General features: G+C 72.7%; 24 protein-coding genes. 13 read left to right on the top strand and 11 right to left on the bottom strand.

Annotated elements, in window-relative coordinates:
- Positions 1–2: 2 nt before the first annotated feature.
- The 7 genes from dgcA to mdoH form a co-directional block, all read right to left on the bottom strand.
- On the bottom strand, positions 3–1,004 hold the full coding sequence (gene dgcA, locus BLW43_RS09255; protein ID WP_093252163.1) for an N-acetyl-D-Glu racemase DgcA: 1,002 nt from the start codon (positions 1,002–1,004) through the stop codon (positions 3–5).
- Positions 1,001–1,999: an N-acetyltransferase DgcN gene (dgcN, locus tag BLW43_RS09250; RefSeq protein WP_093252160.1), complete on the bottom strand. Its 999-nt coding sequence runs from the start codon at positions 1,997–1,999 to the stop codon at positions 1,001–1,003. Before dgcN ends, dgcA begins: the two co-directional genes overlap by 4 nt.
- Positions 2,000–2,064: 65 nt before the next feature.
- Positions 2,065–2,349, bottom strand: coding sequence for a hypothetical protein (locus BLW43_RS09245; RefSeq protein WP_093252157.1), 285 nt, complete (start codon positions 2,347–2,349; stop codon positions 2,065–2,067).
- Complete coding sequence (locus BLW43_RS09240; protein WP_093252154.1) at positions 2,346–3,092, bottom strand: hypothetical protein; 747 nt, start codon at positions 3,090–3,092, stop codon at positions 2,346–2,348. Before BLW43_RS09240 ends, BLW43_RS09245 begins: the two co-directional genes overlap by 4 nt.
- On the bottom strand, positions 3,089–4,102 hold the full coding sequence (locus BLW43_RS09235; protein WP_093252152.1) for a ferric reductase-like transmembrane domain-containing protein: 1,014 nt from the start codon (positions 4,100–4,102) through the stop codon (positions 3,089–3,091). The genes BLW43_RS09240 and BLW43_RS09235 overlap by 4 nt, the downstream gene beginning before the upstream one ends.
- Positions 4,099–4,464 carry a hypothetical protein gene (locus BLW43_RS23470; protein WP_175478825.1) on the bottom strand — a complete coding sequence of 122 codons (366 nt, stop codon included), beginning with the start codon at positions 4,462–4,464 and terminating at the stop codon, positions 4,099–4,101. The genes BLW43_RS09235 and BLW43_RS23470 overlap by 4 nt, the downstream gene beginning before the upstream one ends.
- A gap of 58 nt (positions 4,465–4,522) precedes the next feature.
- Positions 4,523–6,352 (bottom strand): glucans biosynthesis glucosyltransferase MdoH, encoded by a 1,830-nt coding sequence (gene mdoH, locus BLW43_RS09225; protein ID WP_093252149.1) that lies wholly within the window; start codon positions 6,350–6,352, stop codon positions 4,523–4,525.
- A 44-nt stretch (positions 6,353–6,396) separates the two neighbouring features.
- Here mdoH and BLW43_RS09220 point away from each other — a divergent pair, with 44 nt between their 5' ends.
- The 12 genes from BLW43_RS09220 (at position 6,397) to BLW43_RS09165 (ending at position 19,088) form a co-directional block, all read left to right on the top strand.
- Positions 6,397–7,347 carry a zinc-dependent alcohol dehydrogenase gene (locus tag BLW43_RS09220; protein WP_093252147.1) on the top strand — a complete coding sequence of 317 codons (951 nt, stop codon included), beginning with the start codon at positions 6,397–6,399 and terminating at the stop codon, positions 7,345–7,347.
- A gap of 201 nt (positions 7,348–7,548) precedes the next feature.
- Entirely contained in the window at positions 7,549–8,241 is a 693-nt protein-coding gene (locus BLW43_RS09215) for an SDR family oxidoreductase (protein WP_342741600.1), read from the top strand.
- A 160-nt stretch (positions 8,242–8,401) separates the two neighbouring features.
- Entirely contained in the window at positions 8,402–9,163 is a 762-nt protein-coding gene (locus BLW43_RS09210) for an SDR family NAD(P)-dependent oxidoreductase (RefSeq protein WP_093252144.1), read from the top strand.
- A 42-nt stretch (positions 9,164–9,205) separates the two neighbouring features.
- Positions 9,206–9,982, top strand: coding sequence for a potassium channel family protein (locus BLW43_RS09205; RefSeq protein WP_093252141.1), 777 nt, complete (start codon positions 9,206–9,208; stop codon positions 9,980–9,982).
- A 106-nt stretch (positions 9,983–10,088) separates the two neighbouring features.
- Positions 10,089–10,988, top strand: coding sequence for an NAD(P)-dependent oxidoreductase (locus BLW43_RS09200; RefSeq protein ID WP_245730997.1), 900 nt, complete (start codon positions 10,089–10,091; stop codon positions 10,986–10,988).
- Positions 10,985–11,944, top strand: coding sequence for a tRNA (adenosine(37)-N6)-dimethylallyltransferase MiaA (miaA, locus tag BLW43_RS09195; RefSeq protein WP_093252135.1), 960 nt, complete (start codon positions 10,985–10,987; stop codon positions 11,942–11,944). Before BLW43_RS09200 ends, miaA begins: the two co-directional genes overlap by 4 nt.
- 484 nt (positions 11,945–12,428) lie before the next feature.
- Entirely contained in the window at positions 12,429–13,493 is a 1,065-nt protein-coding gene (locus tag BLW43_RS09190; protein ID WP_093252132.1) for an ABC transporter permease, read from the top strand.
- Positions 13,490–14,413 carry an ABC transporter permease gene (locus tag BLW43_RS09185; protein ID WP_093252131.1) on the top strand — a complete coding sequence of 308 codons (924 nt, stop codon included), beginning with the start codon at positions 13,490–13,492 and terminating at the stop codon, positions 14,411–14,413. Before BLW43_RS09190 ends, BLW43_RS09185 begins: the two co-directional genes overlap by 4 nt.
- Entirely contained in the window at positions 14,410–15,240 is an 831-nt protein-coding gene (locus tag BLW43_RS09180; protein WP_093252128.1) for an ABC transporter ATP-binding protein, read from the top strand. The genes BLW43_RS09185 and BLW43_RS09180 overlap by 4 nt, the downstream gene beginning before the upstream one ends.
- Entirely contained in the window at positions 15,237–15,989 is a 753-nt protein-coding gene (locus BLW43_RS09175; protein WP_093252665.1) for an ABC transporter ATP-binding protein, read from the top strand. The genes BLW43_RS09180 and BLW43_RS09175 overlap by 4 nt, the downstream gene beginning before the upstream one ends.
- A 130-nt stretch (positions 15,990–16,119) precedes the next feature.
- Positions 16,120–17,379, top strand: coding sequence for an MFS transporter (locus BLW43_RS09170; protein WP_093252125.1), 1,260 nt, complete (start codon positions 16,120–16,122; stop codon positions 17,377–17,379).
- 92 nt (positions 17,380–17,471) lie between these two features.
- A complete protein-coding gene (locus tag BLW43_RS09165) occupies positions 17,472–19,088 on the top strand; it encodes an AMP-binding protein (RefSeq protein ID WP_093252123.1) in 1,617 nt (538 codons plus the stop codon).
- A gap of 70 nt (positions 19,089–19,158) precedes the next feature.
- Here the strand turns inward: BLW43_RS09165 and BLW43_RS09160 are convergent, their stop codons facing one another.
- Positions 19,159–20,295 (bottom strand): choice-of-anchor F family protein, encoded by a 1,137-nt coding sequence (locus BLW43_RS09160; protein WP_175478823.1) that lies wholly within the window; start codon positions 20,293–20,295, stop codon positions 19,159–19,161.
- A gap of 693 nt (positions 20,296–20,988) precedes the next feature.
- A complete protein-coding gene (gene parE, locus BLW43_RS09155) occupies positions 20,989–22,995 on the bottom strand; it encodes a DNA topoisomerase IV subunit B (protein WP_093252116.1) in 2,007 nt (668 codons plus the stop codon).
- A gap of 215 nt (positions 22,996–23,210) precedes the next feature.
- Here parE and BLW43_RS09150 point away from each other — a divergent pair, with 215 nt between their 5' ends.
- Complete coding sequence (locus BLW43_RS09150; RefSeq protein ID WP_139284021.1) at positions 23,211–23,930, top strand: hypothetical protein; 720 nt, start codon at positions 23,211–23,213, stop codon at positions 23,928–23,930.
- A 42-nt stretch (positions 23,931–23,972) separates the two neighbouring features.
- On the opposite strand, the gene BLW43_RS09145 is transcribed toward BLW43_RS09150, so the two are convergent.
- Positions 23,973–25,202 carry a bifunctional alpha/beta hydrolase/OsmC family protein gene (locus BLW43_RS09145; protein ID WP_093252112.1) on the bottom strand — a complete coding sequence of 410 codons (1,230 nt, stop codon included), beginning with the start codon at positions 25,200–25,202 and terminating at the stop codon, positions 23,973–23,975.
- Complete coding sequence (locus BLW43_RS09140) at positions 25,199–25,957, bottom strand: META domain-containing protein (protein WP_093252109.1); 759 nt, start codon at positions 25,955–25,957, stop codon at positions 25,199–25,201. Before BLW43_RS09140 ends, BLW43_RS09145 begins: the two co-directional genes overlap by 4 nt.
- Positions 25,958–26,037: the final 80 nt, after the last annotated feature.

Genomic DNA, 26,037 nt, shown 5'->3' with positions numbered 1-26,037 from the left:
GGTCATCCCCAGAGTTTGGCGGAGGGCGCGTGCGCGCCGTGTTCGTCATAGACCAGGCCGTGCTCGCGGTCCTTCGAGAGCAGCAGCGGGCCGTCGAGGTCGACGATCTCGGCGCCCTGCGCGACGATCAGCGCCGGCGCCATGGCCAGCGAAGTCGCGAGCATGCAGCCGACCATCACCTGAAAGCCCATGGCGCGGGCCTCGTCGCGCAGCGCCAGCGCTTCGGTCAGCCCGCCGGTCTTGTCGAGCTTGATGTTGATCATGTCGTAGCGGCCCGTGAGCGCGGGCAGCGTCTCGCGGTCGTGGCAGGCCTCGTCGGCGCAGACCGGCAGCGGGCGGTCGACCCCCTCCAGCGCGTCGTCGTCGCCCGCGGGCAGCGGCTGCTCGACCATGGCGACGCCCAAGGCGGTCATCTCGGGCGCGAGGCGCTGGTAGTCCGCGAGCCGCCAGCCCTCGTTGGCGTCGACGATGATGGTCGCCTGCGGCGCGCCCTCGCGCACGGCCCTGAGCCGCGCAAGGTCTCCGGCGCCGCCGTCGTCGGCCGGGCCGCCGAGCTTGACCTTCAGGAGCGGGCGGTGGGCGTTGGCGGCCGCCTTGGCGCGCATCAAGTCCGGCGTGTCGATGCCGAGGGTGAAGGCGGTGGGCGTCGAGCGCGGCGCCGGCAGGCCCGCGAGCTCCCACACGCGGGCGCCGGCGCGCTTGGCCTCCAGATCCCACAGCGCGCAGTCGAGCGCGTTGCGCGCCGCGCCGGCCGGCATCGCGCGCCGGAGCCCCTCGCGGTCGAGCCCGCCGGCCAGCGCGCCCGCCATGTCGAGGATCTGCTCCGTCACGCTGTCCAGGCTCTCGTCGTAACGCGCATAGGGCAGGCACTCGCCCCGCCCCTTCAGCCGTCCCTCGCTGAGCGTGGCGACGACCACCTCGGCGTGGGTGCGCGCGCCGCGGGCGATGCGGAAGCCCCCCGCGATCTCGTAGCGCTCGGTGACGACGTCGAGCGAGAGGCTCATTCCAGCACGTCGACGATCGCGCTGACGCCGGTGCGCACCGGGTCGACCGCCGGCAGGCCCAGCATGTCCTCGACGCGGGCGAGCTCGGCCTGCGCCTGCTCGGGGCTGAGCGCATGGGTGTTGATCGAGGCGCCGACGAACTTCGCCGCGGGGTTGGTCAGCTTCGCGGCGGCGAGGCTCGCCTCCATCACGTCCTGCATCGAGGGGATCGGGTAGTGCGGCAGGCCGCGCATGTGGGTGCGCGTCGGCTCGTGGCAGATCACCAGCGCATCCGGTTGCGCGCCGTGGATCAGGCCCATGGTGACGCCGGCGAAGGACGGGTGCATCAGCGAGCCCTGCCCCTCCACCATGTCCCAGTGGTCGTCGTCATTGTCGGGGCAGATCGTCTCGATCGCGCCGGAGATGAAGTCGGCCACCACGGCGTCGAGCGGCACGCCCTCGCCGGTGATGAGGATGCCGGTCTGGCCGGTGGCGCGGAACGTCGCCTTGCGGCCGCGGGCGCGCATCTCCTCCTCCAGCGCCAGCGCGGTGTACATCTTGCCGCAGGAGCAGTCGGTGCCGACCGGCAGCAGGCGCTTGCCGCTGCGCTTGGCGCCGTTGCCGATGGGCAGGCCGGGCGCCGGCACGCGCACGTCATGGAGCGTGCGCCCGAGGCGGCGCGCCGTCTCGGCCAGCTCCGGCACATCGGCGAGGCGGTTGTGCAGGCCGGCGGCGAGGTCGAGACCGGCCTCCAGCGCCTCCTTCAGCGCCGCGACCCAGTGCGGGCCGATCACGCCGCCGCGGTTGGCGACGCCGATCAGCAGCGTCTTCGCGCCGGCGGCGACGCCCTCGGAGATCGTCATGTCCTTCAGCCCGCAATCGGCCTTGCAGCCGTCGAGCTTCATCTGGCCGACGCAGTTCTCCGGGCGCCACTGCTTGACGCCGAGGGCCACCTTGGCGGCCAGCATGTCCGGCGCGTCGCCGAGGAACAGGAGATAGGGGGTGGCGAGGCTCATGGGGGCGCTCCCGTGCGCGAGTTCGCTCCGATCATGCCCATGCCGCGGCGCGGCGCAAGCCGCCCTCAGCGCAAGGCGGCGTCCCACAGGCGCTGCGCGAGGCTCAGCAGCAGGATCGCGCCCAGCGCCCAGACGAGCAGCGCGGCGTCCGCCAGCCACGTCCCCCGCAGCGACGCGGCGAGCCAGTCGCCGCGCATCGGCAGCCAGGTCGCGCCGAACAGGCCGGCGCCGTCGCAGAGACCCGTCCCCGCCAGCGGTCCGCAGAGCGCGCGCCAGGGCCAGAACGGCGAGGCGTGCAGGATGACGAGCGTCAGGACGACCGCCGCCGCCGCGCCGGCGACGGCCCTCACGGCGCCCTCGCGGTGGCGGGGTCGAGCCGGAAGATCAGCAGGTCGCCCACCCGCTCGACCTCGCCCTCCGCCGAGATGAGCGTCGCCGAAAGGTCCATGGTCTCGGGGCCGACCGGCCGACTTTCGGGCGTGGTGACGAGCAGGTATTCGCGGCCCTCGAAGGGCTGCTCCAGCACGAAGATCGGCGGGACGCCGCTCAGCACGCAAAGGTTGGCGCAGGCCTTGTGCGACAGGCCACGCCCCGGCCGCATCGCGCCAGCGTAGCACTTGCCGTCGCAGATCTCGCCCGTGAGCCGCCAGCGGCCCAGCGCCTCGCGCGCCGGCTGCGGCGCGGGGCCCTCGCGGGGAGCGAGGCCCTGCTCGCCGAAGCGAAGCTGCAGCATCACGACGTCGCCGCGCAGCGTGTAGAGCCCGCTCGCGGTGACGGCGCGGCCCGCCAGCGGCAGGGCGCGGTCGCCCACGCCCGCCTTGTTCAGCGCGGACATGACGACAGTGGCGCCGGCCGGCAGCCGCGCCGACGCCTCCGTGACGTGGAGCAAGGGATAGGCGTCGGCCACGATGACGCCCTTCACCGCGTCCTCCCACCCCAGCAGCGCGCCGTCGCCCGTGTCGCGCGCGGTCAGCGCCATCGCCAGCGCGAACCCCGCGAACAGCGCCGCGACGCAGAGCCCGACCAGCGCGAGAAACCCGCGCAGGCCGCTCGGCGCCGGCAGATAGCCGACGAAGAAAGGTCTCTCGCTCACGCCTTCAGCCCCTCGGTCGGCGAGCCCGGCGCCAGCGGTTCGACCTCGATGAGCACGCGGGCGCCGTCGCGCTTCAGCCGGTGCGTCGGCACGCGCTCGGTGAAGGGCGCCGGCGAGCGGCCGTCCTGCACCCGATACTGGAAGCCGTGCCAGGGGCAGGTCACGCAGCCGAAGACGATGCGCCCCTCGCCCAGCGGACCGTTCTGGTGCGCGCAGGCGTTGGAAAGGCCCCAGAGCCGCCCCTCATGCCGCCAGACCGAGGCCTTGCCGCCGCCCGGCAACGCCACGACGCGGGCCCGGCCCTCGGCGATGGCTTCGGGCTCCAGCACCTCGATCCACGCGCCCGAGGCCGCATCGGGCGCGCGCCGCAGCGCCGCAAGATGCAGCCCGGCGACGGCCAGCGCGCCCGCAGCGGCCATCCAGCCCAGCGCGGCGCTCGTCTCGCCCTGCGCGGCCCCGAGCATGACATGCGCGGCGACGGCGGCGTAGGCGGGATAGATCAGCAGGTGCAGCCGCTTCCAGAGCGGCGGGCCGAGCAGGCCGAGCCAGACGTCGTGGCTCGTCGCCGCCAGCAGCCCGAGGCAGAGGAGCGCGAACGCCCCCAGCGGCTCAACCGGAAAGCCCAGCGCGGACCCGTAATTGGTGTTGACCCCAAGCGCGGCGGCGTAAGGGTCCGTCGCCGAGAAGGCGAAATACCACGACAGCGCCGCGTCGGCGTGGATCAGCGCCAGCACGCAGCAGATCACCCCGGCGTGGCGACGGTTGTAGAGCAGCGGCAGGAAGCGCCGGTCGAGCCGCGCCAGCGGGCCGACGCACAGGATCAGGGTCAGCAGCAGGAAGGCGCAGCTGCCAAAGGCGCGGGCGCGCAGGATCCAACCGTCCACGGCCGGGCCCCACATGCTCCAGGCGCCCATGAAGACGCCGACGTAAAGCGCCACCGCAGTTAGAAGAACGCCGTCATAGACCCACTTCGCTCGGGTCCATTGCACCGGGACGAAGGCGACGCTCATTGCGGCGCCGCCAGCCGCACGGGCGCGGCATCGGGGGCGTTTCCGGGCGGCGACTGCCTGACGGCGAGCGCCAGCGCCGTGGTCAGCGCCAGCGCGGCGGCCATGGCGAGCGCCGCGCCCGCCTGCAGGCGCAGGGGCGGCGCATGGCGGGCGCGCGGGTCTTCCGCGCCGCGCCGGGCGAGGCGCCACAGGATCAGCGGCCACAGCAGCAGGAAGCCGGGGATCATCAGCGGGCGGAACGCCCAGGCGCCGCGCGCCGCCGGCTCGAAGCGGCCGAGCGCCGGCAGCACGGCCAGCGCGGCGAGCGCGCCGGCCCAGAGCCACAGTTCGGCGACGGCGACGACGACCTGCGCGCTCTCCATGCCGAATCCCCCCTTGCTCTGCGCGGAGACTAGCCCGGAGAAGCGCTCGGCGTCACCTTCACGCCGCGCGCAGCGGGGCCGGGCGGGGGCCGCCGCCGCCGCCGATGCGCTCCAGCGCCGGCGTCGGCGCCAGCTCCTCCGGCGTGGCGCAGAGCCCGACGCGCGCCGCCATCCGCCCCAGCGCCGGGCTCGCCGTCAGCACGCAGAAGGGGATCGAGAGCGTCAGCCCCGCCAGCACCGGCGAAGCCCAGATCAGCGCCCCCGGCGCCAGCGTCGCGATCGCCCAGGTCAGCGCCGCGCCGAGCAGCGTCTGCGGCCACATGGCGCGCGCGGCCTGCGCCCAGTTCACCGAGGCGAGGTCGCGCTGCTGGCCGGACCACGAGATGCGGCGGCCCATCGCCAGCGCGATCATGAACACCGTCACCGCAAAGGCGGCGACCGGCGCCATCAGCATCGAGAACGCCGTCTCGGCCAGCGCGCCCGCCGCGAACCGCGCCGCGCCGCCATAGCGCCGCACCCCGCCCGGCGTCAGCGCCACGTCGATCCAGCCGGCGATCTTCGGCGCCAGCGAGACCGAGAACATGATGAAGAACATCGTCACGCCGAAGGCGAGGTCGAGCGTCTGCCCCTCGCTCGGCCAGACCATCATCGCCGCCGCCGCCAGCGTCATCAGCATCCACGCCGGACCGCCGAAATACATCGCGATGGCCGAGACGATCTGGAAGCGGCTGAGCGGAACCAGCCCGCGCAGGCGCGTCAGCGGGAAATACTGCATGTTGCCGTTGCACCAGCGGTGGTCGCGCTTGATGAAGTCCAGCAGCGTCGGCGGATTGTCCTCGAAGCTCTCGGTCTCCACCGGCAGCACGCGGCACTCGAAGCCCGCCCTGCGCATCAGCGCCGCCTCGACCTGGTCGTGGCTGAGGATGTGCCCGCCGAGCGGCGGCTCGCCCGGCAGCACCGGCAGGCGGCAGCGCGCGCGGAATGGCGCGACGCGGATCAGCGCGTTGTGGCCCCAGTAGGCGCAGGCCTCGCCGTGCCACCACACCGAGCCCGCGGTGAAGCTGCGCATCCCCGCGCGCATTCCGAACTGAAAGAGCCGCGCGAAGAAACTCTGCGAAGGCGTTCCTACCACAAGGCTTTGCAGGATGCCGAGCCGCGGGCGCCTCTGCATGATGCGGGCCATGCGCAGGATCGTCTCGCCGCCCATCAGGCTGTCGCTGTCGAGCGGCAGGAAGACGTCGTAGTCGCGGCCCCAGCGCCGCAGGAAATCGCGGATGTTGCCCGATTTCCAGCCCTCGTTCTTCTCCCGCCGGCGATAGACGGCGCGATAGCCGAGCCGGGGCCGCATGGCGGCGAACACGCGCTCCTCCTCCGCCGCGACCTCGGGCGCGTCGGTGTCGGAGAGCACGAACAGGTCGAAGCGCTCGCCCTGCCCCGTCGCGTCGAGGCCCTCGCGCACGGCGGCGAGCCGCTCCAGCGCCCGCGCGGGCGCCTCGTTGCGCAGGAACATCGTCACCGCGACCCGCAGCGTCAGCGCCTCGTCGCCGTCGCCGTCGTCGATCACCGGGCAGGCGTCGCGGAGCGAGCCGCCGAACCGCCGGCCATGCAGCACCCACAGCCCGATCAGCGCGTTCCACAGGCCCATCACCGTCCACGGCGCGCCGATCAGGAAGCAGGCGAGGATGACGATCTCGGGCGCCGAGAAGCCGCCGACCGAGAACACCGAGGCCACGCCCCAGGCCAGCCCCGCCACGGTCAGCGCGTTGAGCGCGAAGACGAGCGCCCGCCGGCGCGCGAGCAGTGCGCGGGGCTGGAGGCCGGCGGGGGTCATCCCGTCGCGCCGGTCGCGCGCGGGAAGATCGGCGATGACGGTGGTTGCGTCGGTCATGGTCGCGGGGTCTTTCTGGGCGCGGGTTGAAGGGAGCGCATCCGATGAAGGCTCAGGCGCTGTGGTGGGAGGCCGCGGGGCGCGCGGCGCTGCGCGAGGAGGCGGTCCGTCCCGGACCGGGAGACGCGGTCGTGCGCACGCTCTGGTCCGGCGTCAGCCGCGGCACGGAGCGGCTCGTCGGCGAGGGCCGCGTTCCTCAGAGTGAGCAGGGGCGGATGCGGGCGCCGAACCAGGCCGGCGACTTCCCGTTCCCGGTGAAGTATGGCTACTGCGCCGTCGGCCGCGTCGAGGACGGGCCGCCTGAGCTGATCGGTCGTGACGTCTTCTCTCTGCACCCGCACCAAACCCTGTTCGCCGCGCCTGCGGCGTCTCTCGTCGCGCTGCCCGAGGGGCTTCCCGCGCGCCGCGCCGTGCTCGCCGCCAACATGGAGACGGCGCTCAATGCGGCGTGGGACGCGCGCGTGGGGCCCGGCGACCGCGTCGCCGTCATGGGCGCCGGGGCCGTCGGGCTGCTCGTCGCCGCCCTCTGCGCCCGAATCCCCGGCGTCGAGGCGACCGTGTGGGACGTATTAGCGCAACGCGGCGACATTGCAGCGCAACTTGGCGTGAAATTCGACGAACCGCCCGCGGCCTGCGACGTCGCCTTCAACGCCTCGGCGTCGGCGGCGGGGCTCGCGCGCGCGCTGGAGAGCCTCGGGCCGGAGGGGACGCTCGTGGAGATGAGCTGGCATGGCGCGGGCGAGACGCCGCTGCCGCTCGGCGGCGCGTTCCACTCGCAGCGCCTGCGCATCGTGTCGAGCCAGGTCGGGAGCCTGCCGCCCGCGCGCCGGCCGCGCTGGAGCCATCGCCGCCGGCTGGAGACGGCGCTGCGCCTGCTGCTCGACGACAGGCTCGACGTGCTCATCGACGAGGAGATCGCGTTCGAGGACGCGCCCGCGGCGCTGCCCGCGGCGCTGGCGCGTGGCGGGCTGGCGACAGTGATCCGCTACGATTGACGGCGCCCGACGGCGGCGGCTTGACATGAGGCCGCGCGCGGCCGCGAGATGGGCGCACTGGTTCAAGCTCGGACAAGCTGACTGACCGATAGGCCGCTGGCCCGACAAGCCTCTACGATGTCAGGACTTTCGGTGCGGCTTGCAACTGAATACCGGCGCCGGGACGGGGGTCCGCGGCGCCGGGGCCGAAGGGAGGCGCGCGTGCTGACGGTGCTTGTGACGGGTGCGAACCGCGGGGTCGGCCGGGCGATGGCCAGCGCCTTCGCGGCGCGGGGCGACCGGGTGCTCGCGACCTGCCGGAACCCCGCCGACTGCGACGGCGTGGCGCGGCTGGCGGAGGCCCGCGGGACGGTCGAGAGCTACACCCTCGACGTGACGGACCCCGCGCACGCCGAAACCCTCGCCGAAATCCTCGCCGACCAGGCGATCGACCTGCTGGTGTGCAACGCCGGGGCGCTGATCGGGCGCGGCGGCCTCGCGGCGCCCGATTATGACGCCAAGGCGTTCTCGACGGTGCTGATGACCAACGTCGCCGGGCCGTTCTTCACCGTGCGGGCGTTCCTGCCGCATCTGCGCCGGTCGGGCGCGGGCAAGGTCGCGGTGATCTCCTCGGCGATGGGCAGCGCCGCGCGCGCCCGGGGCGACGCCTACATCTACCGCGCCTCCAAGGCGGCGGCGACGAACCTCGCGGTCAATCTCGCGATCGAACTGAAGGGGCTGGGCGTCGCGGTCGGCGCCTATCATCCCGGCTGGGTGCGCACCGACATGGGCGGCGCCGAGGCCGAGGTTTCGCCGGAGGAGAGCGCGGCGGGGCTGCTGGCGCGCTTCGACGCGCTGACGCTGGAGCGCACCGGCGTCTTCGAGGACCATCTCGGCCGCCCCATCTCCTTCTGACCCGGCCGCCCGAACCCGTTCCGAGCCGCTTGCGCACCCGCCGCCCCCAGCCCCGCGCCTCCACCCCGCCCTCCCCGAGCCGCCCCGCCCCGTCGTGACGGTTGCGGCGCGGCGCGGTTGCGGGAAAGCTGCGCGGCGTCACGCATGGAGGGAGACGGCGATGGATCTGGGGCTCAAGGGGCTGCGCGCGCTGGTGACGGGCGGCAGCAAGGGCATCGGGCGGCATGTGGCGGAGATCTTCGCCGCCGAGGGCGCCCACGTCTCGATCTGCGCGCGCAACGGGGGCGAGGTCGAGGCGGCCGTCTCGGCGCTCTCCGCCAGGGGCGTGACGGCGTTCGGGCAGGCGGTGGACGTCGCCGACAAGGCCGCGCTGGAGGCCTGGGTCGCGGCGTCGGCGGCGGCGCTCGGCGGCGTCGACATGGTGGTGGCCAACGTCTCCGCGCTGGCCGTCGCCGACGACGAGGCGGCCTGGGAGGCGGGCTTCCACACCGACCTGATGCACACCGTGCGCCTCGTGAACGCCGCGATGCCGTGGCTGGAGAAGTCCTCCGCCGCCTCGATCACGGCGATCTCCAGCGTCTCGGGCCGCGAGACCGACTTCACCGGCCCGGCCTACGGCGCCTACAAGGCGGCGCTGGTGCACTACATGCACGGGCTGGCGGTGAAGCTCGCGGCGCAGCCGATCCGCGCCAACGCCGTCTCGCCCGGCAACACCTATTTCGAGGGCGGCATCTGGGCGAGCATCGAGACCGGCAACCCCGACCTGTTCAAGACCGCGCTGGCGTTGAACCCGACCGGGCGCATGGGCAGGCCCGAGGAAGTCGCGCGCGGCGTGGTGTTCCTCGCCAGCCCCGCCTCCAGCTTCACCACGGGCACGAACCTCGTGATCGACGGGGCGCTGACGCGGGGCGTGCAGCTGTGAGGCGGCGCGCGCCGCGGCGCTGAGCGGGCGGGAGCGGCGCGCATGCTGGAGACCCTGCACACGCGCGTGCGGCTGCTCTACACGGGGCGCAGCCGCGCCGCGGTGCGCTTCCGCTACGCGCTGATCGCGTTCGACTTCGCGACGATCCTCTACTTCATCGCGACGATGCCCTTCGCGCCGACGCCGGCCATGGCGGCGCTGAACGCGGCGCTGGGCGTGCTCATCCTGCTCGACTTCGCCGCAAGGCTCTGGGTGGCGGAGAACCGCGCCGCGGTGCTGTGGCGCGTCTACACGCTGGCCGACCTCGTCGTGGCGGCGTCGCTGCTGGTCCTGCCGTTCATGGCGGCGGACCTCGCCTTCCTGCGCGTGCTGCGCGGGCTGCGCCTGATCCACTCCTACCAGCTGCTGCGCGACCTGCGCCGCGACAGCGACTGGTTCCGCCGCCACGAGGACGCGGTGATCGCGCTTATCAACCTCGTGGTGTTCGTGTTCGTGACCGCGTCGCTGGTCTTCGTGCTGTTCTTCGGGCGCGAGACCGGCGTAGCCGGCTACATAGACGCGCTCTATTTCACCGTGTCGACGCTCACCACGACCGGCTACGGCGACATCACGCCGCAAGACCCCGTCGGCAAGCTGCTGTCGGTGTTCGTGATGGTGGCCGGCGTCGCGCTGTTCGTGCGGCTGGCGACCGCCGTGTTCCGGCCCGCGAAGGTGCGCCACCGCTGCCGCGGCTGCGGGCTGATCCGCCATGACGAGGACGCCGTGCACTGCAAGCACTGCGGCGAGCCGCTCAGGATCGAGACCGAGGGCGCGACCTGAGAAGCGCGCGCCGTCCCTTGCGTCCCGCCGGCAACCTGTGGCTCGCTGCGCCGCGGCGACGCGGGGCCAGGCCGCGGTCCGGGCGCCGGAGCATGGAGTGCGCAGAATGATCATCGGCTATGTCGGCCTCGGCGCGATGGGCGCGCCCATGACGGCGAGGCTCGCCGCCGCCTATCCCGGCGCGATGCGCGTCTACGACGCCGACGCCGCCGCGACGGCGCGGGTCTGCGCGGAGACCGGGGCCGAGGCGGGCGGCGCCGTCGCCGACGTGGCCGCCGCCTGCGACCTGCTCTTCACCTGCCTGCCCGACAGCGCCGTGGCGCGCAGCGTGTATCTCGGCCCGCGCGGCGTCGCCGCATCGATCCGCGCCGGCGCCGTCACGGTCGACTGCTCGACGGTCGACCCCGAGACGACGCGCGGCGTGCACGGGGCGCTGGCCGAGCGCGGTGTCTCGCATCTCGACGCCTCGATGCTCGGCTCGACGGCCGAGGCGGAGACGGGAACGCTCGGCTTTCTCGTCGGCGGCGACGCGGCGGCGCTGACGCGGGCGCGGCCGGCGCTGGCGGCCTGCGGGGAGATGATCCGCCATGTCGGCCCCGCCGGCGCCGGCTGCCGGCTGAAGCTGATCCTCCAGACGCTGGAGGCGCAGAGCGCGGTGGCGACGGCGGAGGCGCTCGGCCTGTGCCTTGACACCGGCGCCGACCCCGGCGCGCTGCTGGAGATACTCGGCGGCGGCGGCCCCGGCGCGCCGCGCTTCCTCGCGACCCGCGCCCCCCGGCTGCGCAGCGGCGACTTCTCGCCGCTCTACTCGCTGCGCTTCCTGCTGAAGGACGCGCAGCTCGCGCAGGGGATGACCGACGGCGCCGCGGAGAAGTTCCCGGCGCTCGCCGCGACCGTCTCGACGCTGGAGCAGGCCGAGGCGGCGGGCTTCGGCCCGCAGGACTGCGCCGCCGTCGTGCGCGCGGTCGAGGCGCGCATCGGCAGGCGCCTCCCCCGCGACGCATGAGCGCCGCGCCGACGTCCGATCGTGCGGCGGGCGGGGGGGCGGGCGGGGGGGCGGAACGGGAAGCGGAACGGGCGGCGGAATGCGCGCGAAAGCCGATCCTGATCGCGGGGCCCACGGCCTCGGGCAAGTCGGCGCTGGCGCTGCGGCTCGCCGAACGGCTCGGCGGCGCGGTGATCAACGCCGACACGATGCAGGTCTACGCCGAATGGCGCGTGCTGACGGCGCGCCCGAGCCGGGAGGACGCGGCGCGCGCGCCGCATCTGCTCTACGGCCATGTCCCGGTCAGCGCGCCCTACTCGACCGGCGCATGGCTGCGCGAGGCGGCGGCGGCGCTTGAGACCTGCCGCCGCGAGGGCTGGCGGCCGATCTTCGCCGGCGGCTCGGGGCTGCTGTTCACGGCGCTGACCGAGGGCCTCGCCGAGCTGCCGCCCGTGCGGCCGGAGACGCGGGCGGCGGCGACGGCGCGGCTGGAGGCGCTGGGCCGCGAACGCTTCGCCGCCGCGCTCGCGGCGCGCGACCCCGCCACCGCCGCGGCCATCGACCTCGCCAACCCCATGCGGCTGCTGCGGGCGTGGGAGACGCTGGAGGAGACCGGCGAGGGTCTCGCGGCGCACTGGGCGCGCACGGCGCCGCCGCTGCTGCCGGCTGAGACCTGCGCGACGCGGCTGCTCGTCCCCGACCGCGAGCGGCTGCGGACGCGCATCGCGGATCGCTTCGACGCCATGCTGGCGGAGGGCGCGCTGGAGGAGACGGCCGCCGCGATGGCGCTCGACCCGCCGCCGACCGCGCAGGCGTGGATGGCCCACGGCGCCCGCGCGCTGGCGGCGCATCTGCGCGGCGAGATCTCGCTGGAGGCGGCGCGCGAGACCGCCGTGCTCGACACGAGGCGCTACGCCAAGCGGCAGGCGACCTGGGCGCGAGGGCGCATGGGGGCCTGGCGCGCGCGGCCCGTCTAGCGCGCGGCCCGTTCCTCGCTGCCCTGTCCCCGCTCGGCCCCGTCCCGCTCGGCCCGTTCCGCTCGGCCCCGTCCCGCTCGGCCCCGTCCCGCTCGGCCAGTCCGACGCCGGGCGTGTTCAGGGCGGCCCGGCCCGCGCGGCTCATGGGGCGCCGCCCAGCGCCCCTGCGGCGACGGCGCCGGTTGCGACGGCTCCGGCGCCGCCCCTCCCATCCCCGCGCCCGGGGCGGCGTCGCGCGCCGGCGCGCCGGGGCGGATGCGACCCCGGCGCCCTCCGGTCGCCGAGCCGAATGGCGCGGAGCGCCGCGGGGCGTCGACACGCGACGCCCCGTCCGCAGCCGCCGCCAGGGCGCGCGCGGCGCGCGCCGTCGTCCGTCCCCTCGCGCCGTCGCGCCAGGCCGGTTTCGGCTGGACGCGTCGCGGAAGCGTCACTACCCCTTTCGGGGAACGCGCCGCGATGCCGGCGCTTAGCGGCTGGAGCGGCCATGGCGGCGGGCAGGATGGCGGGAGGCGCGGGAGCGGCGCGGGATCTCCTGTTTCGGGCGGCGGCGGTGACGGGCCAACTCGCGGCGACCTTTCTGGGGCTGCTGGCCGTCACCTTCGTCATCGGGCGCGTGATCCCCATCGACCCCGTCCTCGCCATCGTCGGCGAGCGCGCGACCGAGGCGCAGTACGAGGCCGCCAAGGAGGCGCTGGGGCTGAACGAAGGCATCCTCACGCAGTTCGCCATCTATGTGCGCGACGCTCTCTCGGGCGATTTCGGCACATCGCTGCTGACCGCCAATCCGGTGCTTGAGGACGTCGCGCGGGTCTTCCCAGCGACGCTGGAGCTCGCCACCATCGCAACCATCATCGGCGTGGCGCTCGGCGTGCCGGCGGGCGTGGTCGCTGCGACGAAGCCGGGCGGGCTCACCGACCAGATCGTGCGGCTGGTGGGGCTCATGGGTTATTCGATGCCGGTGTTCTGGCTTGGTCTGATGGGCCTCCTCGTGTTCTACGGCCAGCTTGGCTGGGTCGGCGGGCCGGGGAGGCTCGACACCACCTACGAGTTCATGTTCGAACTCGACGTGACGCCCGTCACCGGCGCGATCCTGATCGACACGGCGCTCGCAGGCGCCTGGGACATCTTCCTCAACGCGCTCAGCCACATCGTGCTTCCAGCATCCGTTCTTGGTTATTATTCAATGGCCTACATCAGCAGAATGACACGGAGCTTCATGCTGGAGCAGCTCAGCCAGGAATATGTCGCGACCGCCCGCGTGAAGGGGATGCCGGAGTGGCGCGTCGTCTGGGTCCATGCGCTCGGGAACGTCATGGTGCCGCTCGTCACCGTCATCGCGCTGAGCTATGCGACGCTTCTGGAGGGCTCGGTGCTGACCGAGACGGTGTTCGCCTGGCCGGGCCTCGGCCTCTACATCACCAATGCGCTGTTCTCGGCCGACATGGCGGCGGTGATGGGCGGGACGATCGTGGTCGGCGCGGTGTTCATCTTTCTCAACATGACGTCGGACCTGCTCTACCGCTTCTTCGACCCCAGAGCGCGCGGATGAGCGGCGCGCAGACCAAGCCGTTCTCGCGGGCCTGGCTGCTGGACCCCGCGCCGGCCTCGCGCGGGCAGGCGCGGCTGGGGCAGGCCTATCTCGGCTGGCTGAAGCTGGCTCGGAACCCGCTGGCGGTGATCGGGCTGGCGATCGTGGTCGCGCTGGTCGCCATGGCGGCGGCGGCGCCTTTGCTGGCGACGCACGACCCGCTTGCGCAGTCGCTCCAGACGCGGCTGCTGCCGCCGCTCTCGCCCGGCCATTGGCTCGGCACCGACGAGTTCGGGCGCGACATCTGGAGCCGGCTGGTCTACGGGGCGCGCGTGACGCTCTACATCGTCGCGCTGGTGACGGTGACGGCGCCGGTCTTCGGCCTGCTGGTCGGCGTGGTCGCGGGGTATTTCGGCGGCTGGGTCGACACCCTGCTGATGCGGCTGACCGACATCTTCCTCGCCTTCCCCCGCCTCATCCTCGCGCTCGCCTTCGTCGCGGCGCTGGGGCCGGGGATCGGCAACGCCGTGCTGGCCATCGCGCTGACCGCCTGGCCGCCCTATGCGCGCGTGGCGCGGGCGGAGACGCTGACGGTGCGCGGCGCCGACTACATCGCGGCGGTGCGGCTGCAGGGGGCGGGCTCGGGGCGCATCCTGCTCAGCCATGTCGCGCCGATGTGCGTGCCCTCGGTGATCGTGCGGGTGACGCTCGACATGGCCGGCATCATCCTCACCGCGGCGGGCCTGGGCTTTCTCGGCCTCGGCGCGCAGCCGCCCCTGCCGGAATGGGGCCTGATGATCTCCTCGGGCCGAAAATTCCTGTTCGAGCAGTGGTGGGTGGCGACGATGCCGGGGCTCGCGATCTTCATCGTCTCGCTCGGCTTCAACCTGCTAGGCGACGGGCTGCGCGACGTGCTGGACCCGCGGAGCGCCTCGAAATGAGCCTGCTGGAGGTCGAGGACCTGCGCGTGACCTTCGACACCGAGGCCGGCCCGGTCGAGGCGGTGCGCGGCGTCTCCTTCTCCCTCGACCGCGAGCGGCTGGCCATCGTCGGCGAGAGCGGCAGCGGCAAGACCATGACCGGCCGCGCCCTGCTGCGGCTTATCCGCCCGCCCGGGCGCATCTCGGCCCGGCGCATCGCCTTCGACGGGGTCGACATGATGGCCGCCTCCGAGCGGCAGGTGCGCGCCCTGCGCGGGCGGCGCATCGCGATGGTGATGCAGGACCCGAAATTCTCGCTGAACCCGGTGATGCGCGTGGGCGACCAGCTCACCGAGGGGCTGCGCCGGCGCGACCGGATGGGCGCGCGCTCGGCGCGGGAGAAGGCCGCCGCAATGCTGGAGGCGGTGCAGATCCGCGAGCCCGACCGCGTCATGCACGCCTACCCGCACGAACTCTCCGGCGGCATGGGCCAGCGCGTGATGATCGCGATGATGCTGATCCCCGGCCCCGACCTGCTGATCGCCGACGAGCCGACCTCCGCGCTCGACGTCACCGTGCAGGCGGAGGTGCTCGCGATCCTCGACAACCTCGTGCGAGAGCGCGGCATGGGGCTGATCTTCATCAGCCACGACCTGCGCCTCGTCTCGCGGTTCTGCGACCGGGTGCTGGTGATGTACAAGGGGCGCGTGGTGGAGGAACTGGCCGCCGGAAGGCTGGAGGACGCGCGGCACCCCTATACCCGCGGGCTGATGGCGTGCCTGCCGCGCATCGGCGGCGACCGCGGCCCGCTGCCGGTGCTGGAGCGCGACGAGGCGTGGGCGCGATGAGCGCGCTGATCGAGATCGAGAACCTGTCCGTCACCTTCCGCCAGCGCGGGCGCGAGGTGCGGGCGGTGCGCGACGTCTCGTTCAGCGTGGCGGCGCGGGAGAGCTTCGGGCTGGTGGGCGAGTCGGGTTCGGGCAAGTCGACGATCCTGCGGGCGATCTGCGGGATGGCGCCGGTCTCGGGCGGGAGCATCCGCATCGGCGGCGCGCCGGCTGCGACGGGCCGCGCCTTCGCTGCGCGCGTCCAGATGGTGTTCCAGGACCCCTATTCCTCGCTGCACCCGCGCCGGACGGTGGATGCGACGCTGGCCGAGCCGCTGGCGATCCACGGCCGCGGCGACCGCGACGCCCGGGTGCTGGCGGCGCTCGGCGACGTCGGCCTCGATGCGAGTTTCCGCTTCCGCTACCCGCACCAGCTCTCCGGCGGGCAGCGCCAGCGCGTCGCCATAGCCCGCGCGCTGATGCTGGAGCCGGAGATCCTGCTGCTCGACGAGCCCACTTCGGCGCTCGACGCCTCGGTGCAGGCGGAGGCGCTGAACCTGCTGTCGCGGCTGCGCGTGGAGCGCGGGCTGACCTTCCTGATGGTCTCCCACGATCTCGCCGTGATCGACCACATGTGCGACGCGGTGGCGGTGATGCGCGACGGCGCGGTGGTCGAGCGGCTCGACCGCGCGACGCTGGCCGACGGCGGCGCGCAAGAGCCCTACACCCGCCAGCTTCTCGCCGCGAGCGCCTACGCCGCGCCGGTCTAGCGGCGGGTCAAGCGGCGGCGCGCTGTCGCAAACGGCGCATCATGCGGCGCTGCGGCGCCGGCGCCGCCCTGCGAAACATGCGAAGCCCCGCCCCAGCCCGAAAACCCGGCGCGCGAAGGGATGTCGCCCAATGGTTCAAGTGTTTTCCGGCGTCTGGGCGCTGCTGCTCGGCGTCGTGCTGATCATGCTCGGCAACGGCATGCACTTCACCCTGATCGGCCTGCGCGGCGGCATCGAGGGCTTTTCGGCGGCGGAGCTGGCGGTCGTGACCTCGGGCTACTTCCTCGGGTTTCTGTCGGGGGCGCAGCTAACGCCCCGGCTGATCCGCCGCGTCGGGCATGTGCGCGTGTTCGCGGCGCTGGGCAGCTTCATGTCGGCCGGGCTGATCGCCTTCCCGCTGGCGACCGAGCCCTGGGCGTGGGCGCTGCTGCGCGTGCTGGTCGGCTTCTGCATGTCGGGCATCTACGTCGCCGCGGAGAGCTGGCTGAACAACGCCGCCACCAACGAGACGCGCGGCAAGGTGCTGTCGGCCTACATGATCGCGCAGACGCTCGGCATCATCGGCGCGCAGGGGCTGCTGACGCTCGGCGACGCGGGCAATTCGGCGCTGTTCATCGTGGCGTCGATCCTCGTCTCGATCTCCTTCGCGCCGATCCTGCTGTCGGTCGCCCCGGCGCCGGCCGTCGACGTCGCGAGCCCGATGCCCCTGCGCAGGCTGTTCCTCGGCTCGCCGCTCGGCACCGTCGGCATCTTCCTGCTCGGCGGCGTCTACGCGACGCAGTCGGGCATGGCGGCGGTGTTCGGAGACCAGATCGGCCTCTCCGCCGCGCAGATCGCGCTGTTCGTCGCGATGCTGTTCGGCGGCGCGCTGGTGCTGCAATACCCCATCGGCTGGCTTTCGGACCGGGTGGACCGGCGCAGGCTGATCTTCGCCGCCGCGACGATCGGCGCCACGTCCTGCGCGCTGGGCGGCCTCCTCGGCGGCGGCCTCTGGACGCTGCTGGCCGCCGCCTTCGCCGCCGGCGGCGTGACGGCGCCGCTCTATGCGCTGTTTCTCGCCTACACCAACGACTACCTCTCGGCGGAGGACATGCCGGCGGCCTCGGGCGGGCTCGTCTTCACCTTCGGGCTGGGCGCCATCTGCGGCCCCCTCCTCGCGGGCTGGGCGATGCAGGGGCTCGGCCCCTACGCGTTCTGGCTGGTCATGGCGGTCTGCTTCGCGGCCATCGCGCTCTATGCGCTCTACCGGATGACGCAGCGCGCCGTCGTCCCGGTCGACGCGACCGAGAGCTATCTCGGCGTGCTGCCGACGAGCTCGCCGGTGGCGGTGGAGGCGGCGGGCGCCTGGGCCGCCGAGCGGGCGGAGGCCGAGGCCGAGGCCCAGCCCTGAGCCCGAGCCCTGAGCCGAAGGGCCAGGGCCGCCTTGCGCGCGGCGGCCTTGGCCCGTAACCCTGAGAGCGCATCTCAGCCAGGGTGACGCCGATGACCGACCCCGATTTCCTGCGCCGCCGCCCGGCAAACCACCAGCCGCTGACGCCGCTGAAGTATCTCGAGCGCGCCGCCGCGACCCACCCCGACGCCATCGCCATCGTGCACGGGCCCTTGCGCCGCAGCTACCGCGCCTTCTACGAGCGCTCCCGCGCGCTCGCCTCGGCCCTGCGCGCCGCCGGCGTGCGGCCGGGCGAGACGGTCGCCACGCTGCTGCTGAACACGCCCCCCCAGCTCGAGGCGCATTACGGCGTTCCCATGGCCGGCGCGGTGCTCAATGCGATCAACACCCGGCTAGACGCGGCGGGGGTCGCCTTCATCCTCGACCACGGCGCCGCGCGCGTGTTCATGGTGGACAGCGAACTGGCCCCGCTGGCGCGCGAGGCGCTGGCGCAGGCGAGCGCCAAGCCCCTGCTGGTGGAGTATGTCGACCCGACCGCCGGCGCCCCCGCCGCCTTCGACGACGCGACCGACTACGAGACGTTCGTCGCCGCCGGCGACCCCGCCTTCGAATGGGCCATGCCCGACGACGAGTGGGACACGATCGCCCTCAACTACACCTCCGGCACCACCGGAGACCCCAAGGGCGTGCTCTACCACCACCGCGGCGCCGCGCTGCTGGCGATGGGCAACGTGATCCACGCCCAGCTCCCGCCCGGCGCCGTCTATCTCTGGACGCTGCCGATGTTCCACTGCAACGGCTGGTGCTTTCCGTGGACCGTGTCGCTGGTGGCCGGAACCCATGTCTGCCTGCGCCAGGTGCGCGCCGCCGCTCTCTACGACGCCATCGCGGAGCACGGCGTCACCCATCTCTGCGGCGCCCCCATCGTCATGAGCACGCTGCTGGGCGCGAAACTCGACGAGAAGCGCGACTTCTCCCAGCGCGTAGGGTTCTTCACCGCCGCCGCGCCGCCGCCCGAGAGCGTGCTGGCGGGGATGGACGACGCCGGCTTCGACGTCACCCACCTCTACGGCCTCACCGAGTGCTACGGCCCTGCCGTCGTCAACGAGTGGAAGGCCGAATGGGCCGCGCTGCCGGGGCCGGAGCGCGCCGCCAAGAAGGCGCGGCAGGGCGTGCGCTACGCCGTGCTGGAGGACCTCGCGGTGCTCGACCCCGAGACGCTGGCGCCGGTTCCCCCGGACGGCGCGACGATGGGCGAGGTGATGATGCGCGGCAACGTCGTGATGAAGGGCTACCACACCAACCCCTCGGCCACGGAGAAGGCGCTCGGCGACGGCTGGTTCCGCACCGGAGACCTCGGCGTGCTGCATCCCGACGGCTACATCCAGCTCAAGGACCGCGCGAAGGACATCATCATCTCAGGCGGCGAGAACATCTCGTCCATCGAGGTCGAGGAGGCGCTCTACGCCCACCCCGCCGTCGCCTTCGCCGCCGTCGTCGCCAAGCCCGACGAGAAATGGGGCGAAACCCCCTGCGCCTTCGTCGAGCTCAAGCCCGGCCGCGAGGCGACCGCCGAGGAGATCATCGCCTGGTGCAGAGACCGCCTCGCCCACTACAAGGCCCCGCGCCATGTGGTGTTCTGCGAAGTGCCCAAGACTTCAACGGGCAAGATCCAGAAGTTCGAGTTGCGGCAGAGGGCGAAGGCGTGAACGCCGCTGCGGACGCGCCTGCGCCGCCGGAGGGGTCCGGCGGCGCTGCGCAATCGGAGGCGGGCGTCGTTCAGGCGGCGGCGCGGCGGCGCGCTGCCAGCCCGAATACCGCGAGCGCGGCGATCAGAAGCGGCGCCGCGCCCGGCAGCGGCACCGGCGCGACCGTGACGCGCAACGTGAAGTCATCGCCCGAGAAGCTGTCCGCCAGCGCGATCGCGTAGGTCGCGTTGAGGTTGGCGAGATCCTCGATCGGGCCGTCGCCGAGCTGAACCCCGAGCCGCGCGATGACGTCGGCGAGACTCGCGAACTCCTCGGCGACGGCGAGCGAGACGGCCACGCCGTTCACGATGTCGCGCCGCAGCTCCCACACGCTGTCCTCGCGCTGCCACGCCATGAGCAGGTCGTCGGTCAGCGGGTCGCTGTCGAAGTCCCAGAACGCCCCGTCGGGAACCACGTCCCGCGTCATCCACGGGCCGAAGAGGTCGGCGTAGGGCCCGTAGAACCCCTGGCTGCTCAGAATGTCCTCGGAGAACAGCAGGTCGAAGCCCGTCCGTTCGGCGGCGAAGAAGCCGTCGAGCGTGAAGTTCGGGTTGCCGTCCGCGTCGCCGAACAGGCCGAAGGGAAACTGGCTGAACGCGTTCAGGTCGTCCGGCCCGGCGGTGAAGCCCGTGGAGAAGCCGAGACCATCGCCGGCGCTGGAGGCGACGAAGCCCGAGCCGACGCCGAAGCCGAGTTCGATCGTGAAGCCGCGCAGCGCGACGCCGGTATCGTTCACGAGCCGGTGATAGACCTCGTAGCCGACATTTTCGAAGGAAGGGCTGTCGGGGCCCAGGTCGAACACTAGGTCCACCGGGGCCTTGCCGGTGACGATCTCCTTGAACCGCTTTCCGCTCTGGAACGGGCTGTCGCAGGTGGCCGAGCTCGACGCCATGATGCACCCGGCGATGGACGGCTGCGGGCCGGGGCCGCCGAGTTCGAACGCGCCGTTGACCACCTTGATGCCGGGCGACGCCGCCTCGGGCGGGGTGAACGCGATGGCGCCGGTCGGCGAGGCGGCCGGGTCGCCCGCGTCGCGGTCGAAGACGACGCTCGTCGCCGTCACATAATCGGCCGGGGTCGGCGCGACGGCGACGTTCGCCGTGTTCCAACCGATGATCGTCGCCGCAAAGGCGGAGGGCGCGAGCCCCGCCAAAACCGCGCCGCTCACAAGTGTCTTGACTGCAACCATTACAGTTTCCCCCGAAACTTTATAGGCTTACCGTGATATGGGCCATACCGCGTGCTGCTAGGAAAACAATTCGCCCGCGAATTAACCCCCCTGAGCCCAACTCTTGGGCGAGTCATTCTTGATTTGATTCAAATTCAAACATCAACAAATAATGATGTTTGAATTTGAACGACCCATTAGGATGCCGGCCGCAGGTCGCAGCCTCCGACATGCGCGCCGCCGCGGGACTGGCCGGCCATGAGATAAGTTTTCCTTGACATGCGAAGGCTTGCAAATGGCGCGGCGGCGAGACCACGTCGCCGCGGCGCGGCGCACGACGCCGCCGCCGGCTCTCGGATGCGCGCGAACGTCGCAGTCGGGAGCGTCCGACCGCCCGATTCCGGGCCGGAAACGGGTACGCCGCATCGCCTGCCACCAACGGCGAGAACATCCGTCGTCTGAGCGTGTCGAACCGCGACGCTGGTCGATGTCGCCTCTGGCGCCGGCGACATGACTCGCGCCGCGACGCCACTCAAGGACCCGAAGATCGGAAGGGTTTGGGCGGCGACAGTCATCCCGCCGAGGTTATTCAGCCCGCCCTCGAGAATCCGGTCGCCATGGGCCGGAATTCACTTGGCGAGGCTCCGCCCGTTCGCCGCTGAAAACCCTCCGTCGGGGGGTCAGCGGCGCGGCTCACACATCCACATCCTCCACGAACCGCGCATGCTCCTGAATGTACTGGAACCGCAACTCGGGCTTGCGGCCCATCAGGCGCTCCACGAGGTCGCCGGTCTCGCCCATGTCCTCGGGGTCGACGCGCACCTGCACCAGCGCCCGCGTCGCGGGGTCCATCGTCGTCTCGCGCAGCTGCTTCGGCATCATCTCGCCGAGGCCCTTGAAGCGCCCCACCTCGATCTTGCCCTTGCCGCCGAGGCCCTTGGCCTCGATCCGCGCCCGCTCGGCGTCGTCATGGGCGTAGACCGAGACGGCGCCCTGCGTGAGCCGGTAGAGCGGCGGCTGGGCGAGGTAGAGGTGGCCCTCGTCGATCATCGGCCGCATGTGGGTGAAGAAGAACGTCATCAGCAGCGAGGCGATATGCGCGCCGTCCACGTCCGCGTCGGTCATGATGATGACGCGGTCGTAGCGCAGGTCGGCCTCGCGATATTTTTGCCCGATGCCGACGCCCAGCGCCTGCAAGAGGTCCTGAAGCTCCTGATTCTGGCCCATCTTGGCCTGCGCCGCGCCCAGCACGTTGAGGATCTTGCCCCTGAGCGGCAGCACCGCCTGCGTCTTGCGGTTGCGCGCCTGCTTGGCCGAGCCGCCGGCGCTGTCGCCCTCCACCAGAAAGATCTCCGAGCCGTCCTTGGTCGCCTCCGAGCAGTCGGCCAGCTTGCCGGGCAGGCGCAGCCGCTTGGTGGCGGACTTTCGGGCCGTCTCCTTCTCCTGCCGGCGGCGCATCCGCTCGTTGGCGCGCTCGATCACGAAGTCGAGCACCGCCCCGGCGCGGCGGGGGTCGGCCGCCAGCCAGTTGTCGAAATGGTCGCGCAGGGCGCCCTCGACCAGCCGCGCCGCCTCGGCGCTCGCCAGCCGGTCCTTGGTCTGGCCGACGAATTCCGGCTCGCGGATAAAGGCCGAGATCATGCCGCAGGCCCCTGAAAGGACGTCCTCGCCGGTCACGCCGGCGGCCCGCTTCGCCGCGCCGGTCAGGTCGGCGTAGGCGCGCAGGCCCTTGGTCAGCGCGGCGCGGAACCCGCTCTCGTGGGTGCCGCCCTCCGGCGTCGGCACGGTGTTGCAGTAGGAGCTCAGGAACGGGTCGAGCGCCGGCGTCCAGGCCAGCGCCCATTCGAAGGCGCCCGCAGTATCCGCCCCGAACTTTTCCGAGAACTGGATGCGGCCCGAGAAGGGTTCCGGCGTCACGGTGTCGACCGCGCCCAGCGTCTCGACGAGGTGATCGCGCAGGCCGCCCGGGAAGTGGAACAAATCCTCCAGCGGCGTCGGGTCGCCGTCGACGATCTGCGAGGCGTCACAGCGCCAGCGGATTTCGACGCCCCTGAAAAGATAGGCCTTCGAGCGCGCCATCCTGTGCAGCCGCGCCGGCTTGAGCCGGGCGCGGGCGCCAAAGATTTCCGGGTCGGGCAGGAAGGTGACGGTGGTGCCGCGCCGGTTCGGCGCCGGGCCGACCTCCTCCAGCGGGCCGAGCGGCAGGCCGCGGGCGTAGCTCTGGCGGTACAGCCTGCGGTTGCGCGCCACCTCCACGTCCAGCCGCTCAGACAGCGCGTTGACCACCGAGGAGCCGACGCCGTGCAGGCCGCCCGAGGTCTCGTAGCTCTTGCCGGAAAACTTGCCGCCCGAGTGCAGCGTGGTGAACACCACCTCCAGCGCCGACTTGCCGGGAAACTTCGGGTGGGGCTCGACCGGGATGCCGCGGCCGTTGTCGCGCACGAGGAAGGCGCCGTTCTCCAGCAGGGCCACCTCGATGCGCGTCGCATGGCCGGCCACCGCCTCGTCCATGGCGTTGTCGACGATCTCCGCGGCAAGGTGGTGCAGCGCCCGCTCGTCGGTGCCGCCGACATACATGCCCGGCCGCTTGCGCACCGGCTCCAGCCCCTCCAGCACCTCGATGCTGTCGGCGTCGTAGTCCGACGGGGCCTGCGCGGCGAACAGGTCTTCCGGCGTAGGGTCCGGCTTGTGGGCGGCCATGGGCGAGTCATCCCTGAGAACTGCGCGCAGGATGGCCCAATCCTCACGCCGTGATCAAGGTATAGCGGGCTGACCCGGTCGCGGCCCGAAATGTGGCGGCTTAAGTTTCCAATAACCAAACAATATCAGCCATTCGCCTCGATTAACCATCAATATCCTTCTAGTTGCGCAGCGAGTCCTGTACCACCGGAAGGTGTTCAGTCGTGGAGTTCGCCATGCGTTTGTCCGTTTCATTCGCCGCAGCCGCCGTCGCCGCCGCCCTTCTCGCCGCGCCTGCCTCCGCCGTGTCGATCTCGATCTCATCCTTCTCGCCGACCGGCTACGCCGGCGCGCTCGGCGGGTTCGCATCCGTCGCCGCCAGCGAGGATTTCGAGGGCTTCGCGCGCGGCGAGCAGGGCGGGCCGTTGGCGACCTCCGTCGGCGCCTTCGAGACGCTGGGCGGAACCGGCTCGGGGAGCACCGTCACGGGTACGCGGGGCAATACCGGAACCGGGCTCTACCTGCGCGACCGCTCGACGCACGGCCGCTCGAACACCACCACGGGCGGCTCGAACTTCCTCGACAGCAACGACACCTTCGGCATGTCCTGGACGATTTCCGGCCTCGGCCTGTTCGACTCCGTCCTGTTCAACCTCTCCGACGTGGGCGACACGGGGGGAAACCTCTCCATCTCCGCCGGCGGCACGGTCCTCGACACCATCCTCAAGGGCCGCTCCGGCAGCCTGATCGACACGGTGCTGATCAGCTTCGGCGGCTTCGTCGGCGACGCGACCATCACGCTGGAGAAGTCGAAGCTCAACGACGGCTTCGCGATCGACGACGTGATCGTGGGCTCCAGCGTCGCCGCGGTGCCGCTGCCGCCTGCGGCGCTGGCGCTCGTCGCCGGACTGGGCGCGATCTTCTTCGCGGCGCGCCGCAGGCGCGCCGACGCCTGACGGGCGTCTGCGGGAGGCGCGCCGCCGCCTCCCGCCGGCCGCTCACCGTTCCCGCGTCTCCACCCGCGCGCCGCGCTCCAGGGTGCGGTGAACCGGGCAGCGGTCGGCGATCTCCAGAAGCCGTGCGCGCTCGGCCTCCGACAGCGCGCCCTCCAGCGCGATCTCGCGCGTGAAGACGTCGATGCGCCCGCCGCCGGCGCCGCCACCGTCCCCGTCGCCGCAGCCCTCGCAGTCCTCCGCATGGGACTTGCCGTGGCTCACGTCGACGGCGACGCCCGTGAGCTTCAGCCCCTTGCGACGCGCATACATCCTCAGCGTCATCGTGGTGCAGGCCCCCAGCGCGGCGGCGAGCAGCTGGTAGGGGCTCGGGCCGCGCCCGGTTCCGCCGACCGAGGCGGGCTCGTCGGCGAGCAGCGCGTGGCCGCCGGTCGAGACCTGCTGAAGAAAACCGCCGGGGTCGGCCTCGCGCACCCGCGTCACGCCTTCGGGCGGGCTGTCCCGCGGCGGTTCGGCGGGGTCGAGATAGCGCCCGGCCCAGGCCGCGATGACGTCCGCTGCATAGGCGGCGTCCTCCGGGCGGGAAAGCAGATGGTCCGCGTCGTCGAGGCTCACGAAGCTCTTGGGGTGCTTCGCCGCCCGAAACAGCGCCGAGGCCTCGTCGACGCCCACCACAGCGTCGCGCGGCGCATGCAGGATGAGCAGCGCGGCGCGGAGCGACGCCACCGCCTCGCCCAGACGGGCGCCCTGCGCGGCCTCGACGAAGTCCCGGCCGACGCGCACCGGCCGCCCTCCGATCTCGACCTCGGCGGCCCCCTCCTCGCGGATGCGCGCCAGCGAGCCGCCGAGATGCTTCAGCACATGCTCGGCGTCGGCGGGCGCGCCGATGGTCGCCACGGCCCGCACCGAGGGAATGTGCGCCCGCGCCGCCAGCACCGCGGCGCCGCCGAGCGAATGGCCGACCAGCAGTTGCGGCGGCGCCACCCGCTCCGCCAGCGCCGCCGCCGCCAGCGTCAGATCCTCGACATTGGTCGTGAAGCTCGTGTTGGCGAACTCGCCGCCGGAATGGCCGAGCCCGGTGAAGTCGAAACGCAGCACCGCGACGCCGCGGGCCGCGAGCCCCTGCGCGACGCGCCGCGCCGCCGCGATGTCCTTGCCGCAGGTGAAGCAGTGGGCGAAGAGCGCCGCCGCGCGCGGCGCGCCCACGGGCCGGTCGAGCCGCGCCGCCAGCGGCGCGCCGTCATGGCCGGCGAACTCGAAGCGTTCGGCGCTCATGACGGATCGGCCCGGAACCGCGCCAGCGGCGCCCCCGACGCGTCGCTCAGCGTCAGCGCGTCGCCCTCGATGCGCCAGCCGCGCGCCGCCTCCAGCGCGTCGAACAGCGCCCGCTCCCGACGCATTGCGGGCTCCGGACAGGCGCGCATCGTCGAGATCAGCCGCCCGGCGAGAAAAGCCCCGTCGTCGCGGGCGATCGCCTGGCCGCCGAGGCGGTTGCAGCCGCCGCTGCCGGCGATCCGCCCCTCCGCGTCCAGCACGACATGCGCCTCGCCCGGCGCGAAGGCCTCCCCGCCCAGGGCCGTCAGCCGCCACAGGGCGCCGACCATCCGCAGCGGCGCCGCATGCTCCGCCACCCTGACCATCACGATGCGCAGCGCCGGCTCGGCCTCGGGGCCGAAAGCGGGGTGATGGCTGTCCGTCGTGAACATCAGCCGCTCGCCGACGGAGCCCGGCGCGTGGAGCGTCGCGCGCACGGCGTAGCGGCCCCGCGCCGACACCGCCGCCGGATCGTAGGGGATTGCGAAGCGGTAGGGCGGCGCGCCGGCGTCCTCGATCTCGAAGCGGCCCAGCTCCACCGACGGCGCGTCGGCGCGCGAGACGTCGCTCAGCGTCGCCGTGAAGCGCGCGCCGGGGGGCGGCATGATGCGTTCGCGAAAGGTCGCCTCACCGGTCAAGACCGGCCCCGCGGCGGCGCCGGATACGGCCCCGAACGCCGCGACGGCGAGGATTGCTGCTGCGGCTGCGATGCTCATCGGCGTCCTCCCGGAGACTGCGCCGCCACTCTAGCGCCAGAAGCCGCGCCGCAGAACCGGCGCTCCTGTCGCGCGGCGGC

It is taken from the genome of Rubrimonas cliftonensis (genome assembly GCF_900107585.1).
In the GTDB taxonomy this organism is placed as follows: domain Bacteria; phylum Pseudomonadota; class Alphaproteobacteria; order Rhodobacterales; family Rhodobacteraceae; genus Rubrimonas; species Rubrimonas cliftonensis.
The sequence above is the reverse complement of the archived record's forward strand: the minus strand, read 5'-3'. Positions and strand labels throughout refer to the sequence as shown.

What these genes read in the sequence shown, in the direction of transcription:
- BLW43_RS09220 (WP_093252147.1), top strand. Translation starts at nt 6,397, where the DNA reads ATGAAGGCTCAGGCGCTGTGGTGGGAGGCCGCGGGGCGCGCGGCGCTG.
- BLW43_RS09175 (WP_093252665.1), top strand. Translation starts at nt 15,237, where the DNA reads ATGAGCGCGCTGATCGAGATCGAGAACCTGTCCGTCACCTTCCGCCAG.
- BLW43_RS09145 (WP_093252112.1), bottom strand. Translation starts at nt 25,202, where the DNA reads ATGAGCGCCGAACGCTTCGAGTTCGCCGGCCATGACGGCGCGCCGCTG.
- BLW43_RS09140 (WP_093252109.1), bottom strand. Translation starts at nt 25,957, where the DNA reads ATGAGCATCGCAGCCGCAGCAGCAATCCTCGCCGTCGCGGCGTTCGGG.
- BLW43_RS09150 (WP_139284021.1), top strand. Translation starts at nt 23,211, where the DNA reads ATGCGTTTGTCCGTTTCATTCGCCGCAGCCGCCGTCGCCGCCGCCCTT.
- BLW43_RS09235 (WP_093252152.1), bottom strand. Translation starts at nt 4,102, where the DNA reads ATGAGCGTCGCCTTCGTCCCGGTGCAATGGACCCGAGCGAAGTGGGTC.
- BLW43_RS09205 (WP_093252141.1), top strand. Translation starts at nt 9,206, where the DNA reads ATGCTGGAGACCCTGCACACGCGCGTGCGGCTGCTCTACACGGGGCGC.
- mdoH (WP_093252149.1), bottom strand. Translation starts at nt 6,352, where the DNA reads ATGACCGACGCAACCACCGTCATCGCCGATCTTCCCGCGCGCGACCGG.
- dgcN (WP_093252160.1), bottom strand. Translation starts at nt 1,999, where the DNA reads ATGAGCCTCGCCACCCCCTATCTCCTGTTCCTCGGCGACGCGCCGGAC.
- BLW43_RS09165 (WP_093252123.1), top strand. Translation starts at nt 17,472, where the DNA reads ATGACCGACCCCGATTTCCTGCGCCGCCGCCCGGCAAACCACCAGCCG.
- BLW43_RS23470 (WP_175478825.1), bottom strand. Translation starts at nt 4,464, where the DNA reads ATGGAGAGCGCGCAGGTCGTCGTCGCCGTCGCCGAACTGTGGCTCTGG.
- miaA (WP_093252135.1), top strand. Translation starts at nt 10,985, where the DNA reads ATGAGCGCCGCGCCGACGTCCGATCGTGCGGCGGGCGGGGGGGCGGGC.
- BLW43_RS09210 (WP_093252144.1), top strand. Translation starts at nt 8,402, where the DNA reads ATGGATCTGGGGCTCAAGGGGCTGCGCGCGCTGGTGACGGGCGGCAGC.
- BLW43_RS09200 (WP_245730997.1), top strand. Translation starts at nt 10,089, where the DNA reads ATGATCATCGGCTATGTCGGCCTCGGCGCGATGGGCGCGCCCATGACG.
- dgcA (WP_093252163.1), bottom strand. Translation starts at nt 1,004, where the DNA reads ATGAGCCTCTCGCTCGACGTCGTCACCGAGCGCTACGAGATCGCGGGG.
- BLW43_RS09185 (WP_093252131.1), top strand. Translation starts at nt 13,490, where the DNA reads ATGAGCGGCGCGCAGACCAAGCCGTTCTCGCGGGCCTGGCTGCTGGAC.
- parE (WP_093252116.1), bottom strand. Translation starts at nt 22,995, where the DNA reads ATGGCCGCCCACAAGCCGGACCCTACGCCGGAAGACCTGTTCGCCGCG.
- BLW43_RS09170 (WP_093252125.1), top strand. Translation starts at nt 16,120, where the DNA reads ATGGTTCAAGTGTTTTCCGGCGTCTGGGCGCTGCTGCTCGGCGTCGTG.
- BLW43_RS09190 (WP_093252132.1), top strand. Translation starts at nt 12,429, where the DNA reads ATGGCGGCGGGCAGGATGGCGGGAGGCGCGGGAGCGGCGCGGGATCTC.
- BLW43_RS09180 (WP_093252128.1), top strand. Translation starts at nt 14,410, where the DNA reads ATGAGCCTGCTGGAGGTCGAGGACCTGCGCGTGACCTTCGACACCGAG.